At 61.3% G+C, this 14,199-nt stretch carries 13 protein-coding genes and 2 tRNA genes; 5 read left to right on the top strand and 10 right to left on the bottom strand.

From position 1 onward, the window contains the following. Positions 1-208: 208 nt before the first annotated feature. From M1E16_RS16235 to M1E16_RS16195, 9 genes are all read right to left on the bottom strand, one after another. Positions 209-964: an ABC transporter ATP-binding protein gene (locus M1E16_RS16235; RefSeq protein WP_458127868.1), complete on the bottom strand. Its 756-nt coding sequence runs from the start codon at positions 962-964 to the stop codon at positions 209-211. After that, complete coding sequence (locus M1E16_RS16230; protein WP_458127867.1) at positions 958-2,016, bottom strand: FecCD family ABC transporter permease; 1,059 nt, start codon at positions 2,014-2,016, stop codon at positions 958-960. The genes M1E16_RS16235 and M1E16_RS16230 overlap by 7 nt, the downstream gene beginning before the upstream one ends. Further along, complete coding sequence (locus M1E16_RS16225; RefSeq protein WP_458127866.1) at positions 2,013-3,185, bottom strand: ABC transporter substrate-binding protein; 1,173 nt, start codon at positions 3,183-3,185, stop codon at positions 2,013-2,015. Before M1E16_RS16225 ends, M1E16_RS16230 begins: the two co-directional genes overlap by 4 nt. Positions 3,186-3,247: 62 nt before the next feature. Continuing rightward, positions 3,248-5,683 (bottom strand): TonB-dependent siderophore receptor, encoded by a 2,436-nt coding sequence (locus M1E16_RS16220; RefSeq protein ID WP_458127865.1) that lies wholly within the window; start codon positions 5,681-5,683, stop codon positions 3,248-3,250. Positions 5,684-5,771: 88 nt separating this feature from the next. Then, positions 5,772-6,737 carry a FecR domain-containing protein gene (locus tag M1E16_RS16215; protein ID WP_458127864.1) on the bottom strand — a complete coding sequence of 322 codons (966 nt, stop codon included), beginning with the start codon at positions 6,735-6,737 and terminating at the stop codon, positions 5,772-5,774. Continuing rightward, positions 6,738-7,253 carry a sigma-70 family RNA polymerase sigma factor gene (locus M1E16_RS16210; protein ID WP_305500585.1) on the bottom strand — a complete coding sequence of 172 codons (516 nt, stop codon included), beginning with the start codon at positions 7,251-7,253 and terminating at the stop codon, positions 6,738-6,740. A gap of 98 nt (positions 7,254-7,351) precedes the next feature. Then, positions 7,352-8,575 (bottom strand): MFS transporter, encoded by a 1,224-nt coding sequence (locus M1E16_RS16205; RefSeq protein ID WP_458127863.1) that lies wholly within the window; start codon positions 8,573-8,575, stop codon positions 7,352-7,354. Positions 8,576-8,818: 243 nt separating this feature from the next. After that, positions 8,819-9,991, bottom strand: coding sequence for a zinc-dependent alcohol dehydrogenase (locus tag M1E16_RS16200; RefSeq protein ID WP_458127862.1), 1,173 nt, complete (start codon positions 9,989-9,991; stop codon positions 8,819-8,821). Continuing rightward, entirely contained in the window at positions 9,991-10,830 is an 840-nt protein-coding gene (locus M1E16_RS16195; RefSeq protein ID WP_458127861.1) for an SRPBCC family protein, read from the bottom strand. Before M1E16_RS16195 ends, M1E16_RS16200 begins: the two co-directional genes overlap by 1 nt. A gap of 340 nt (positions 10,831-11,170) precedes the next feature. Between M1E16_RS16195 and M1E16_RS16190 the strand changes: the two genes are divergently transcribed. The 5 genes from M1E16_RS16190 (at position 11,171) to M1E16_RS16170 (ending at position 13,584) form a co-directional block, all read left to right on the top strand. Then, positions 11,171-11,244, top strand: a tRNA-Cys gene (locus tag M1E16_RS16190). 193 nt (positions 11,245-11,437) lie between these two features. Then, a tRNA-Leu gene (locus M1E16_RS16185) sits at positions 11,438-11,524 on the top strand. Between the two features lie 378 nt (positions 11,525-11,902). Then, on the top strand, positions 11,903-12,346 hold the full coding sequence (locus M1E16_RS16180) for a hypothetical protein (RefSeq protein ID WP_434573760.1): 444 nt from the start codon (positions 11,903-11,905) through the stop codon (positions 12,344-12,346). Positions 12,347-12,439: 93 nt separating this feature from the next. After that, on the top strand, positions 12,440-12,877 hold the full coding sequence (locus tag M1E16_RS16175) for a hypothetical protein (protein WP_458127860.1): 438 nt from the start codon (positions 12,440-12,442) through the stop codon (positions 12,875-12,877). Between the two features lie 491 nt (positions 12,878-13,368). Beyond that, positions 13,369-13,584, top strand: a complete 216-nt coding sequence (locus M1E16_RS16170) for a hypothetical protein (RefSeq protein ID WP_305500591.1) — start codon at positions 13,369-13,371, stop codon at positions 13,582-13,584. Between the two features lie 42 nt (positions 13,585-13,626). Here the strand turns inward: M1E16_RS16170 and M1E16_RS16165 are convergent, their stop codons facing one another. Next, positions 13,627-13,989, bottom strand: a complete 363-nt coding sequence (locus M1E16_RS16165) for an NUDIX hydrolase (RefSeq protein WP_434573765.1) — start codon at positions 13,987-13,989, stop codon at positions 13,627-13,629. Positions 13,990-14,199 lie beyond the last annotated feature (210 nt).

Raw genomic sequence — 14,199 nt, 5'->3', positions numbered from 1 at the left:
TAGCGAATTTGATCCTGCAGAAAGCAGCGGCGGCGCAAGCTGCGAAGATACACGGGTGCACACCCGCTCTCGTGGCGAGGGAGCTTGCTCCCGCTGGGCTGCGCAGCGGCCCCAATTGCCGCACACGGCATATCAGGCAAACCGGACCCGCCGGTCTACGACTGCTGCGCAGCCGAGCGGGAGCAAGCTCCCTCGCCACGCTACCCACTCAAACCACGTCGTCCACGATGATGTGCCGCTCATCCCTTGAACAGCGTTCGATCCGGGCCTGGACCCGGTACACGTTGCGCAGCATCTGCTCGGTGATCACTTCTTCACTTCGGCCGCAGCCTTGCAGGGTGCCCTCGGCGACGACCAGCACCTGGTCGGCAAAGCGCAACGCCTGGTTCAGGTCGTGAATGGCAATGAACACGATGATCGAATGTTGGCGGGCGAGGGCGCGCATGAAGCTCAGTACCTGGACCTGGCGGTGCATGTCCAGAGCGCTGGTGGGTTCGTCCATCAACAGGACTTCGGGCTCGCGCACCAGCGTCTGGGCGATCGACACCAGTTGCTGTTGCCCACCGCTCAGTTCACCGAGGTTGCGAAACGACAAATCACTGATGCCCAGGGACGCGAGGATGCGGTCCACCACTTCCAGCTCATCGGCTTGCACTGTCCAGCCGGGCGCCTGCTGTTTGCGCGCGAGCAGCACCGATTCGTAGACCGTCAGCCGGGCGTTGGCGTTGAGGTTCTGCGGCATGTAGCAAATGCCCTGCTGGCCCCTGCGCGAGCCTTCCAGGCGAACATGGCCGGGGCCGTCGATGAGGCCGGCGATGCGTTTGAACAGGGTCGATTTTCCGGCCGCGTTGGGCCCTACCACCGCCACCACCTCGCCACCCGTAAGCACCGGCGTAGTGATCCCGTCCAGTATCGACCGACGACCATAACGAGCGCCGACACCTTGCAGCTCGATCGTCACCATGACTGTTTCCTGCCGCCCAGAATGAGAGAAATGAAGAACGGCACGCCGATCAGCGACGTGACCACGCCGATCGGGAAGATCGCCCCGGGTATCAGGGTCTTGCTCACCACCGAACTGGCCGACAGGATCAGCGCGCCGGTCAGCAGTGAGGCCGGCAGGAAGAAACGCTGGTCCTCGCCGATCAGCATCCTGGCGATGTGCGGCCCCACCAGGCCGATGAAGCCGATGGTGCCGACAAATGCCACTGGAAACGCGGCCAGCAGGCTGACCATGACCAGTGTCTGCAAGCGCAACTTGCGCACGTTGATGCCGAAACTCGCGGCTTTTTCATCCCCCAGGCGCAGGGCGGTCATGGCCCAGGCGCGGCGGGCGAAAATCGGCAAGGTGACGAGGATTACCAGGCAGATCACGCCGAGTTTCGGCCAGGTGGCCTTGGTCAGGCTGCCCATGGTCCAGAACACCACGGCGGCCACGGCCTGCTCGGTGGCGAAGAACTGCACCAGCGCCAACAGCGCATTGAAGGTGAACACCAGGGCGATACCGAGCAGCACGATGGTTTCGCTGGACATGCCTCGGCGCAGGCTCAGGACATGGATCAGCAGCGCCGAGAGCATCGCCATGATAAAGGCATTGAGCGGCACCATGTATTGGGCGATCACCGGCACCAGGGCCACGCCGAATGCCAAGCCCAGGGCCGCGCCGAAACTGGCCGCCGCCGAGATGCCCAAGGTGAATGGGCTCGCCAGCGGGTTGTTGAGGATGGTCTGCATCTGGGCGCCGGCCAGGGACAACGCGGCGCCCACGGCCACGGCCATCAGCGCCACCGGTAGGCGGATATCCCACATCACCACCCGCACTTGCGGCGCCGCGGCATCCGGAGAGAACAGCGCGCCCAGCACTTCATCCAGGCTGTAGCTGGCCGGGCCGAGGGCGAGGTCGAGCAGCACGCTGAACAACAGCAACAGGGCCAGACCGATCAGGATCAAGCGTTTGCGCCAGACCTGCTCGCGGTAAATCGTGCCCAGGGCGATACCCTCGATACGGCCATTCATGGTTGGGCCTGCGCGGGCTTGAGGCTGACGAAATAGCCTGGCTCATAGGGCACGGGCAGGAAGCGCTGGTGGAACTCGCGAAACGTCGCGTCGGGGTCCAGGTCGGTGAACAGCTCTGGATGGAACCACTTGGCCAGTTGCTGGATGGCGATGAACTGGTAAGGGCTGTTGTAGAACTGGTGCCAGATGGCATGAAAGCCCTGGGTCTGCTGAGCCTTGATCCCGGCATAGGCCGGGCGGGTGGTGTACCACTGCAATTTGCGCCGCGCCTCGGCCAGATCGGCGCCGGGCCCGACACCGACCCAGTGCCCGCCCGGCGCAAAGGCCTCCCAGTTGGCGCTGGTGACCACCACCTGTTCCGGGTTGGCGACGATCACCTGTTCCGCGTTCAACTGGCCAAAGGTGTTGGGAATGATTGCGCTGGCAATGTTGCGGCCCCCGGCCAGCTCGACGAAACGGCCGAAATTTTCGTTGCCGAAACTCAGGCAGCAATCGTCGGTGTAGCCACCGATGCGTTCGATGAACACTTTCGGGCGGGGCGGCTGGCGGGCCTGGATCACATCGGTGACGCGACGGATCTGCTGGTTGCGAAAGGCGATGAACGCCTCGGCGCGTGCCTCTTCGCCGAACAGCTGGCCAAACAGGCGCATGGTCGGTTCGGTGTTCTGCATCGGGTTGTTGCGAAAGTCGACGTAGACCACCGGAATGCCCAATGCATCGAGTTTCTCAATGTAGCGCGCGTCTTCGGTGGCGTGCTGGGCCTCGATGTTCAGGACGATCACGTCCGGTTGCTGGCTGATGGCTTGCTCGATGTCGAAGGAGCCGTCTTCGAAACCGCCGAAGGTCGGAATCCGGGCAATTGCCGGATACCGCCGCAGGTAGGCGCCGTACGTGTCCGGGTCGGACTGGATCAGGTCCTTGCGCCAGCCGACGATGCGGCGGATCGGGTTGTCGGTGTCGAGTGCCGCGACGAGGTACAACTGGCGACCTTCGCCGAGGATGACCCGTTGCACCGGAACGCGCACCTGGACCTGGCGGCCGAGCAAGTCGGTGACGGTGGTTGTGGTGACAGGCGATGTGCCTGAAAAACACAGGCCGCTCAGCAACAGGGTGGCAGCACCCAGCAGCCAGGCGATGAGCGATGAGCGCGTCAGAGATTGAATCTGCATGGTTGGAACCTTGTCAGGGATCGCCCCGCCAGCGGTGCACGCGCTGTTGGGGCGAGGCGCAATCAGAAGTCGACCGTCGCTGAAAGCAACAGGGTGCGTGGCGCGCCTTGGGAGAACGCGCCGTAGGAGGCCACGCCGGACCAGTATTCCCGGTCAAACACGTTCTGCACCGTGGCGCGCAGCGTGGTCGGCCGGCCATCGAGTACCGTGCTGTAGCGGGCGCCGGCATCAAAGCGTGTCCACGGATCGAGCTCTTGGGTATTGGCCTGGTTGACGTACTGGCTGCCGGTGTAGATCGCTCCACTGGTCAACGTCAGGCCCTGGACCCAGGGGGTGTCCCATTCGGCCCAGAGGTTGGCCTGCACTTCGGGCACGCCCACCGGTTTGTTGCCGCGATTGGCGGCGGTCCCGCTTTTGGTGAGTTCGCCGTCGAGCAAGGTGACGCCACCGAGCAGACGCGTGCCCTCGCGCAGTTCGCCGAACATGTTCAGTTCGATGCCGCGGTTGCGCTGCTCGCCCTGGACCGAATACACGCCACCGGCCGTGCCGTTGGTCAATTCGCCGGCGGGCTTCTTGATCTGGAACAGCGCCAGGGTCGAAGTGAATGTGCCGTAGTCGACCTTGACCCCGACCTCCTGCTGGCGAGAGATGTAGGGCTTGAAGATTTCGCCCGAGTTGCTCGCAGTGGCCGGCGCGGTGTCGCCCTTGCTCAGGCCTTCGATGTAGTTGTAGTAGAACGACACATGTTCCCAGGGCTTGACCACCGCGCCGAACAAAGGCGTGGTTTCGCTTTCGTCATAGGCGCTGGTGACATTTCCCAGAGTGTTGTAGTTGTTTGATTCAATGCTCTGCTTGCGCAGGCCAAGCGTTACCTGGACCCGTTCATCGAGGATCGACAAGGTATCGGCCAGGGCCACGCCGGACAGCTCGGTATCCGAGACCTTCGCCACATCGGGCGAGGCGATGGACGGTTTGTCGCGCGCCACCGGGTGATAGATATTCGAAAAGACCGGGGCGCCGGAATTGATTCCTCGGCGCAATTCATCGCGATAGCGGCTGGCCTGCAAGGTGGCGCTGTGGCTGACCGGACCGGTTTCGAAGCGGGCACGGGCACCGGCATCGACGGTGTAACGCTCCACCTCGAACTTGTAGTAGCCCGGTATCGAGCGGGTGTCGCCGGCGCTGTTGAGGATCGTCGGGGTCTGGTCCGACAGTCGTGCCACATCGGACTTGCCACCCCCGGCGTGGCCGAATACCGTCAGGTTGTCGCTCAGGTCATATTCGCCACTGAGCAGCGCCGACTTGTCGCGGGTTTCGGACCAGCCCCATTCCTGGGTCACGTTGCTGCGCCCGTTGGCCGCCGAAGGCACCTCGACACCGCTGGCGATGGCAAACGGCCGGGAGGGTGCGTCCCACTGTTCTTCCTGGCTGATCAGGTCCAGGCTGGTCCTGAACCGGTCGCCCTGGTAATCCAGGGAGATCGCACCGATGCCGACATCCCGGGACTGCTTGTCGATCGCGGTGTCGCCACCCTGCAGGCTGCCGTTGATGCGCACACCGAAGCGGCGTTCCTCGCCGAAGCGGCGGCTGATGTCGACATGCCCGCCTGCCTGGGTGTCCATGGCGTAGCTGGCGGTAACGCGAGTCAGGTCCTGGTCCAGCGAGCGCTTGGGCACGATGTTGATCACGCCACCGACGCCGCTGTTGGGCGACATGCCGTACAGCAGCGCAGCCGGGCCCTTGATGACCTCGATGCGCTCGGCGTATTCAGTGAACACCCGGTAGTTCGGCGCCACGCCGTACACGCCGTCGAACGCCAGCTCACCCAGATTGCCTTCGCCCACCGGGAAACCGCGAATGAAGAACGAATCGACGATGCCGCCGGTCTGGCCGGTGGAGCGCACCGAGGAGTCGCGCTCCAGCACGTCGGCGGCGGTCACGGCCTGCTGGTCCTTCATCAGGGTCGAGGTGTAGTTGCTGACGCTGAATGGCGTGTCCATCAGGTCCTTGTTCCCCAGCAGGCCAACCCGGCCGCCACGGGCCACCTGGCCACCGCTGTAGGTCGCCGGCAAATCCCCGGGGCGCACCTCGGCGGCATTGATGGTGGTTGGCGCCAGGGCTAGCCCACCGTCGCCGGCGGATTTTTCCAGGGTGTAGCTGCCATCGTCGCGGGCGACCAGCTCCAGGCCGCTGCCGGCGAGCAATCGGGTAAACGCTTCACGCGCGGTGAACTGCCCTGAAAGGCCCGGGCTGTTCAAGCCTTGGGTCAAGGAGGGTTCAAACGATAATGCGATGCCGGCCTGCACGGCGAACGCCGACAACGTGGCACCTAAGGGACCTGGCTGGATGTTGTAGGACTGGCTGGCAACGTTGTCCAGCGGCGCGCCCGGTGCCGCCCAGGTGCACGGGCTCAAGGTGGAAAGTGCAACGCTGAGCATGGCACTGCGAATCGCCAGATTCAGCTTGCGATCCGAACGCAGGGGGCGGGCAACGGGCATGGCGGGGTGATCCTGTGCAGAGGGTTTGCTCTCTAAGCCAGCCAGGATTGAAAAAAGTATCAGCCCCGCCCGATTATTTTTTCAGGGCTCAAGCCGGCGCCAGCATGACCCAGTAATCGCCCAGGCGGGATGTGACGCGGATGGGGTAGGTTCGGGCGAGCATGTTCAGGGTCTGCCGGCTGTCGTTCAGGGGAAAGGCGCCGGATATCCGCAGGTTGGCGATCGCCGGGTCGCAACGCAGGACGCCGTTGCGATAACGGCTCAGTTCGTTGACGAAATCCGCCAGGCGCATGTTGTCGGCCATCAGCATGCCCTGGGTCCAGGCCAGCACCGACTTGTCGACAGGTTTCAGGGCGTCGATGCCCCGGGCGGTAAAACCGCTGCTCTGGCCAGCCCCGACCACTTGCTCGCCGATGCCCTTGACCTCGATGCGCACCGCGCCTTCCAGCACGACGAGGCGGGTATGGCCGGTGTCTTCGCGAACGCTGAAGCGCGTCCCCAGCGCCTGCATCCGGCCTTCGTCGGTCTGCACCCGGAATGGCCGGGCGAGCGCTGATGGGTCCGCTGCGGTCTGGACCAGTATTTCGCCTCGGCGCAACAGCAGCAGGCGCTGGTGTTCGTCGAAAAACACATCGATTGCGGTGTCGGTGTTCAACGTCAGGCGGGTGCCGTCGGTCAGGGTCAGGTCGCGCCGCTCGCCCACCGGAGCGCGGTAATCGGCGGTCCACTGTTGCCAGTCGTTGAGCTTCCAGCTGCCCCAGGCCAATGGCGCCAGGGCGAGCAGGGCGGCCAGCTTGCCCATGGCGGCACGGCGCGCCGGATTGCTCGGGCGGTCCAGCGCCGGCATCGCCAGCGCGGGCGGCAAGCCTTGCAGCTTGCTCAGCAGCAGTTCGGCCCGCGCCCAGGCCTGGCGGTGGGCCGGGCTGCTGGTACGCCAGCGTTCCCACTCCAGGCGTTCGGCGTCGTTGACGCTGCCTTCGCTCAGGCGCATCAGCCAGTCGGCGGCTTCGTTGAGAATGGTCGGGTCGAGGGCGTGGCGGTCATGGGCGGGCATTCAGTCCACCAGCATCAGGCAGTGCAGGAAAGCCTGTTTCATGTAGCGCTTGACGGTGATCAGCGAAACGCCGAGTTGCGTGGCGATGTCGTCATATTTCAAGCCGTTGATCTGCGACAGCAGGAACGCACGCTTTACCAAGGGCGGCAGGGTGTCGAGCATGGCGTCGATTTCATGCAGTGTCTCGAGCACCAGCAAGCGCCGTTCGGGCGATGGCGCCTCGGGCTCGGGCAATGTCGCCAGTGCCTGGAGGTAGGCGCGTTCGAGTGCCTTGCGCTGGAACCAGTTGACCAGGATGCCCCCGGCGACGCAGCTCAGGTACGCACGCGGTTCCTCGATCACCGCCACCTTCGAGGCGAGGATGCGAATGAACGTGTCATGGGCCAGGTCGGCGGCGTCCAGCGCATTGCCCAGTTTTCGATAAAGCCTGGCGTACAACCAGCCATGGTGTCCGCTGTAGAGGTCTGCGACGGTGCGCAGGTGACAATCGTTGACCGCTGACCCTGGATCGCTCATGGCTGTTGTATTTTTTTGATAGTGAGAATTATTCCCAATAGTAGTGGAGGCGCTCAGTGCCGCGCAAGGTTGATAGGCGGGCATTTTGGTTTGTGTCGCTATTCGCCAGCCCTGTCGGCCATTCCGAGTGGTTTGTGGCGCAGCAGCATCAACGGCACCAGTGCGATTGCGTAGGCGAGGCAGACATAAAGGAAAATGTGCTTCAGGCCATACACCTGGCTGAGCAATGCGCCAAGGGAGATGCCAATGATCGATGCCGTCTGTGAAACGCCCTGGGCCAACCCCAGCACCTGGCCCTGGCGACTGTTGTCGACGCTTCTGGAGATAAGCGCCGTCAGCACCGGCGTGGTTGCGCCCAACAGCAGGCCCCAGATCAAATAGGCAAGGGCGAAGACGACCGGCTGGCGCGTCAGGCCGGCCACGGCGGTGACGATGACTAGGCCGATGACAATGCTCGCCATGGCCTGCAGCGTTTGCGCCGGGTTGCGCCGTTCGAAGTAGCGCGACCAGGACGTCGCACAAAGAATGAAGCCCAGGGCTAGCAAGCCGTAGCAAAGCCCGACCATGGCATTGCTGACCTCGAAGGTCGCCCCCACGTACAAGGAAAACGAAGTCTGCGGCAGCATTCGCGCCAGCAGCAGCAGGCCCATGATGCCCAGCAGCCAATTGATCGCCGGGTCGAACAGCCTGGGCGGCAGGGGCGGCTTGCCTGCCAGCGGTGCTTTTTTTACTGGCGCCACGTTGGGCAACGCCAGCGCCGCGACGACGGTACATGCGGCGCAGAGGCCCGAGGCGACGATGTTGATCCAGAAAAACGTCGCATGATCGAGAATCAGCCCGCCGACCACCGCCCCGAGCAACGAACCGACGTTGGTGGAAATCTGCAGGATCGCAAACAGCCTGGCCCGCCGCGACGGTGCCTCGATGCTCACTCCATAGGCCTGGGCCGGCGCGATATAACCGGCAAAGGCGCCTTGCAGGAAACGCAGGACCAGGATCGTCCAGATATCGCTGCTCAATGCCAGCCCGAGCTGGGTCAACGAGAGCCCCGCCAGCGCGCGGATCATCATCAGCTTGTGACCGTAACGATCACCGATCCGGCCCCAGAAGGCACTGGTCAGGATGATGCCCAGCATCGGGCCGACATACACCGCCGTGCTGGCAAAGCTGAACAGCGCGTCGTTGCTGGTCAGTTGCCGCAAATGCACAGGCCAGAACGGCCCGCTCATTTCCATCGCGCCCATGGAAACCAGCTGGATGGAGAACAGCAGGAAGACGAGCAGGCGCACACTGGAAGCCTGGGGGAGACCTATACGGGGCATGGACACATTCGCAAGGCGACAAAGCTGTGTCTTATCCACCAGTGCGTCGATCGGGGCAAGGGGAAAATGCTCCGACAATCAATCCCGCCGCTGGCGCGCACTCGCTCTCGTGGCGAGGGAGCTTGCTCCCGCTGGGCTGCGCAGCGGCCCCAGATGGCCCGACACGGTGCATCAGGCAAACCGCGCCCGCCGATCTACGACTGCTGCGCAGCCGAGCGGGAGCAAGCTCCCTCGCCACGAGCTTCACTCCGGCCGAAATACCGCCCGTAAACAATCCTGGCGTTTTTCCTTGAACATCCCATAGCCGTCCACCGACTGCTCAAGCCCCATGGGATGGGTCAGCAGGTAGGACGGGTCGAGCTCACCGTTCTGAATGTGTTCGAACAAGCGCTTCACGTAGCGCTGGCCCGGTTGCTGGCCGGAACGCAGGGTCAGGGATTTATTGACGATCGCGCCCATCGGGAATTTGTCCAGCAAGCCGCCATAGACCCCGACCACCGACACCGTCCCGCCTTTGCGGCAGGCGCGGATCGACTGGCGCAGCACGGTTCCGCGCTCGGTGTGCAGGCGCAGCATCTGCTTGGTCTTGTCGTAGAAATAATCGACTTCGGTGCCGTGGGCCTCCATGCCGACGCAATCGATGCAGCGATCCGGACCACGGCCGCCGGTCAGCTCCAGCAAGGCGGCATGCACATCGGTGGTCTCGTAGTTGAGAGCGATGGCCCCGGCTTTTTCCTCGGCTAGGCGCAAGCGATCGGCAAAACGGTCGATGGCGATCACCCGTTCGGCGCCCAGCAGGTAGGCACTGGTGATTGCCATCAGCCCGACCCCGCCGCAGCCCCAGACCGCTACCGTATCGCCGCGCTGAATGTCGGCGTTGTCGGCGGCGAAATAACCGGTAGGCACTGCGTCGGAGACAAACACGGCCTGCTCATCGCTGACGCCTTCGGGAATGCTGAACAGATTGACGTCGGCGTAGGGCACGCGGATATAGGTCGCATGACTGCCGGCATAACCGCCGAAGGCATGGCTGTAGCCGATGATGCCGCACGCCGGTTGGCCGTAGGCAATGTCTGTCGCCGTGGGGTTCGGATTGGAGTTGTCACAGCAGGAAAAGTCCGAGCGCTGGCAATGCTCGCATTCTCCGCAGCCGACAATCGACACCGTGACAACCCGGTCGCCTTTCTTGAACTGGGTGACGGCCGATCCGGTCTCCACCACTTCGCCCATGAACTCGTGACCAATGATGTCACCGGCCTGCATGGTCGGTACGTACCCGCCCAGCAGATGCAAATCCGAGCCGCACACCGAGGACAGGATCACCCGTACGATGGCGTCACGAGGGTTGAGGATGGACGGGTCGTCGACCGTCTCGACCTGAAGCTTGTTGGGGCCTTGCCAAGTCAATGCGCGCATCAGACGGTTCCTCCGTTGAGTTCGGGCTTGTCAGTGGATGAGTCATTGGCGGGTGCCTGGGTCGCGCTGTTGGCGGGGTGCACGAAGAGGAAGTCCTGCGTCTGCTCCGGGCGCATCTTGTTGGTGCTGACTTCTCCGGTTTCAAGCTGCTGCTTGATGCTGCGCAGCACATTCAACAAGGCTTTGTCCGAAAACCGGGAAATCGCCGCCGCCAGCGCGTAGCCAGCCGCGCCGAGCGGCGTCTGGCAAGCGACAATGACTTTGATCTGCGTACCGCGCCCGCCCGGAGCATCGCTGAAATGCATCTGGATATCGTGCTTGAATCGTGTGTCCGGCCCGGCGATCCAGTGCAGTTTGCGGTCTTCCTTGGGCTCGCACTGTTCGAGGTCGCAGTGCAACGTCTTGTCCATCGGGCCATGGGCGACCCAGCGATAATTGCGTTCGCCGGTCTGCTCGATGGCGTCGATCCAAGGCATTAGCGCACCCAGATTGGCGGGGTCGCGACAGAACGCGAACACTTCCTCCCTGGGCTTGCCGACCGTGATGCTGCGGGAAATCGCCTTGCTGCCGCCCCAGTCACGATCCTGTTCGAAGGTCTGTTCGAACGGACTATGAGTCAGCGCCCGCTTGACCCGGCACGTGCCGGAATAGGCACGCCAGGCAGCACACGCGCCAAGCAATACCTGCGGCCAGCCCTTGAGGCCGCCTTGGCGCAGGCCGTTGGCGATCAACAATGAACCGGCCGCCAGCGACATCAGGCGCTCCGGCTTGCCGAGATTGGGATGCGAAGGCGTGGGCACCGGAGCCCGGCTCGCCACCAGTTGTGGGCGTTCAGTCATGATGGTTCTCCTTTACTGATTCAAGGACGACATAACGAATGAACCGAGGGTGAAGGAGGTTGTTCCGTTTAAGTCGATGGTTTCCCGATGAGCAGGAGGACAAGGGTCCAGCTCGTTGCGCTACCCCGTGGAAAAGCCGCTTTGGCCTGGCCGTCAGGTAAATTTTTTTTGAAATCAAGGGGTTGTCAGCCTGGGCAAATGAGTACATAATTGCGCCCATCGAATGCATCGGAGCGTAAAAAACTTCAATGTTTTCAAGGAGATAGAGCGCTGTAAGCGAACTGGGCTCCGATACAGTTTGTATGCGGTTGATGTGGTTGTAGTGCATCAGGCGTCTTGAGGCCGAATAGCAAAATGGTTATGCAGTGGATTGCAAATCCACCTACGCCGGTTCGATTCCGACTTCGGCCTCCACTTTTTAAAAGCTCTGTAGATTATTGATCTACAGAGCTTTTTTATTTCCAGGCAAGGAAAGGTTTTGTCTTGAAAAGGCCAATGCCAACCTTGCTTCACAGGGGAGGGATGTATATATTTCCCGCTCTGTTGCACCAGCCTGGATCCTGTCAGATGCATATCTTACAGTTTCACCCGGCTTGACCGCGCTACCGCCCGAATGGCGAAACTGGTAGACGCATGGGACTTAAAATCCCCCGCTCGTAAGGGCGTGCCGGTTCGATTCCGGCTTCGGGCACCATCCAAGATCAAGGGTTTGCGAGCGAAAGCTGAGGCAAGCCCTTTTTCGTTTCTGGTCCGCAATTTGACGATGGTCCGCAATTACTTGGTGGCGATACCTTTTTGCCTATCCGGTTGTGGATGCATCGTTCGGTCATAACGACCGCCTTTATCCCTGGCGAAGTTCCATATCGCACTGAGCAAAGCCTTCTCACGGTTCGCTCTGATCGGCGCAGCCTTCCGCCAGGAAAGGTACTGCCTTAAGTGGAGCGGCTCGATTGTTTTCAGTGGCGCCGGCGGATTCATCAAAAACACGATCAGGTTTCAGTTCGCGCTTGTTGTCGAGATGGCGCCGCCCTCCCGTGACCGGTGATGGCAATTTGATTGGATTTGGGGTTGAATGCTGCGTTCATTCCACATGGTTCTGGATGCAGAGATGTCAAAAGCACGGGCATTACGAGTCTTAGCAATTGCCCTGATGGTTACTGCCACCAGTGGCTGTATCTCCTACACCGAAAAAGCAGCTGAAGGGTTGCCGGATTCTGACGTTGCGCGTATCGGCCTAACCAACAAGTCACTGTTCATTGCCACTGTTGACGGCAGGAAAACCAATTTCGCACTCGCTACCCAAACAGAATATCGACTCACTGCGGGTAGGCATCGACTGGAACTCAGGTATTGGGTAGGCACTGCCAGTTCTTTGGATCGAAAGCTCCGAGATGTTGATCTTGTCGCTGGTCGCTCATACAAGCTTACAACCGCCCCCAGTGACACCTGGTGGGACATTATCATTGTCGACACGAGCACCGGGGAGCGAGTGGATGAGGACGTTCCGCGCCCCTAACCGCCTGATGCTGCGCCCAGTGGCAATTTTTTTTGGGTTGGGGGATTACGTTCTTGCCCAGTCGAGCGAGACAATTAAACGGGAGGATTTAAAATGGATTTTCAGCAAGACCCCGACAGTTTCGGCAGCTACCTTGGGCAAGCTGCCAGAGACATAACTCATGCGAGAACTAACTTTCTTGATCGGTTAGATCACTGGAAGAATCTCGCGGATCGTAAATACGGTCAACTGGTAACTATCGATCATCTACCTGAGCAGCGCGGCTTCGTTGGATCGGTGTTGGGTAAGCCTTTTTCGTTGCTTATAAGCCCTCTTGTAATCGACGGCAGGGGACGACTTGAGGTCGTGGTCACCATTCCCAATCTTGCTGGCAAAGAGAGCGAGATATCCCGATTCAATGTGGATCGTAACGGCGATTTAGCGGATAACTACGAGATTCCCAGCGGCGATTTCGATAGCCTGATGAGCGTTAAAACATTCATGGGCATTCTGAAAAAAGTGCTGGAACAAACTATTCCGGCTTGCGGCTAGTTCCGATCCGTAGCACCTCGCGCACCCTTAAGTTTTCAAGCTTCCGCGCCACAGACGGCGATATCGTGAGGTGTCAGTAAGGGGAGGGCGCCGCTTGGGCCAAGGCCGTGCAGGTGATGAATTATCAACGTGATCGCCCCGCCCATCTCCTCGATGCCACTTCACACTATCAGCTCAGCAAGCGCTTGGCGTGTACCAGCCAAGTTCACCACAGACCCGTGGCGAGGGAGCTTGCTCCCGCTGGGTCGCGAAGCGGCCCCAAAACCTGCCAAGCACGGAGCGTCTGACACCGCATCCGCTGGCTTACGACTGCTTCGCAGCCGAGCGGGAGCAAGCTCCCTCGCCACGGGTCTGTCGTTTCCATTGAGAGTGAGCAGCATCAGGCCGACCAGCCGTTTTTCATCCGCTCGTCGACGCCATAGCACTTCCTGCCCGAGCGGGCCCTCTCACAGGTAGGCGCAGATCCTGCGCTCCAGAACGGGAGACACATCATGGTAATCGACAACAACGGTCCAGAAGCGCCATATCCGGGACCTGATGAAAAGACGCCTGAGACTGGCGAAGGTCATGATTCCGGTCTTGAACAAGCTGAATCCGAGCCAAAGCAGGGCACTGGCGAGAGGCCGGAAGACTGGAATCCTCCACCGGGAAACCCCGGATCCGATCAGGACGCCCAGACGAACCGCCAGAATGGCGGGGCGAAGTAGTTTGCAAAGGGCTTCACAGGACCCGGCCGCTGTGCCGGGTTTTTACAACCTGCGCCGAAACGCCTCGAGTATTTCCCGCATGCCTTTTTTCATCTGCAATTGGGCGAGGGCATCCAGGGGGTGCCACAGGCAGTCGCTGATTTCATTCTGCGGCCTGGCGCCCTTCGAGTCGTTGACCGAAGCCTCAAAGACGTGATGTTCGGTGTCGCCATCGCTGACCCGCATCAGGTAGAGCAGGTTTTCGGCGCTCAGTCCGGTTTCTTCCGCCAGTTCTCTCAAGGCAGCATCGGCATGCGTCTCGCCACGCTCGACGGTGCCGCCAGGCAAGGCCCAGCGGCTTTTGGGCTTACGGACCAGGAGGATGTGGCGGTTTTCTTCGCAAATGACGGTCGCTCGAATTTTCATAAACGTTGCCCAATTACTGACTGTCATTAAATTGCAATATAACTGCAATATTTGAGCCTTGCGTCATCCGCACGTTCAAAAAGTATTTCGGCTCATACCGCTGGGACCGTGGGCTGCCATGAAAGGCTGCGTTTATTTCTCCAATGGCTATCGGTGTTGCGCGGCATCGACCGGTCATCGCAAAAAATGAATCAGCGCCTGAAAAACGTA

It is taken from the genome of Pseudomonas sp. Z2-11, assembly GCF_054161305.1.
Note: the sequence above shows the minus strand (reverse complement) of the source record. Positions and strands in the feature narration are given on the sequence as shown.

Coding starts and splice junctions, on each gene's coding strand:
- M1E16_RS16225 (WP_458127866.1), bottom strand. CDS start 3,185: ATGCAGATTCAATCTCTGACGCGCTCATCGCTCATCGCCTGGCTGCTG.
- M1E16_RS16215 (WP_458127864.1), bottom strand. CDS start 6,737: ATGCCCGCCCATGACCGCCACGCCCTCGACCCGACCATTCTCAACGAA.
- M1E16_RS16170 (WP_305500591.1), top strand. CDS start 13,369: ATGGTAATCGACAACAACGGTCCAGAAGCGCCATATCCGGGACCTGAT.
- M1E16_RS16220 (WP_458127865.1), bottom strand. CDS start 5,683: ATGCCCGTTGCCCGCCCCCTGCGTTCGGATCGCAAGCTGAATCTGGCG.
- M1E16_RS16205 (WP_458127863.1), bottom strand. CDS start 8,575: ATGCCCCGTATAGGTCTCCCCCAGGCTTCCAGTGTGCGCCTGCTCGTC.
- M1E16_RS16230 (WP_458127867.1), bottom strand. CDS start 2,016: ATGAATGGCCGTATCGAGGGTATCGCCCTGGGCACGATTTACCGCGAG.
- M1E16_RS16175 (WP_458127860.1), top strand. CDS start 12,440: ATGGATTTTCAGCAAGACCCCGACAGTTTCGGCAGCTACCTTGGGCAA.
- M1E16_RS16210 (WP_305500585.1), bottom strand. CDS start 7,253: ATGAGCGATCCAGGGTCAGCGGTCAACGATTGTCACCTGCGCACCGTC.
- M1E16_RS16180 (WP_434573760.1), top strand. CDS start 11,903: ATGCTGCGTTCATTCCACATGGTTCTGGATGCAGAGATGTCAAAAGCA.
- M1E16_RS16235 (WP_458127868.1), bottom strand. CDS start 964: ATGGTGACGATCGAGCTGCAAGGTGTCGGCGCTCGTTATGGTCGTCGG.
- M1E16_RS16200 (WP_458127862.1), bottom strand. CDS start 9,991: ATGCGCGCATTGACTTGGCAAGGCCCCAACAAGCTTCAGGTCGAGACG.
- M1E16_RS16165 (WP_434573765.1), bottom strand. CDS start 13,989: ATGAAAATTCGAGCGACCGTCATTTGCGAAGAAAACCGCCACATCCTC.
- M1E16_RS16195 (WP_458127861.1), bottom strand. CDS start 10,830: ATGACTGAACGCCCACAACTGGTGGCGAGCCGGGCTCCGGTGCCCACG.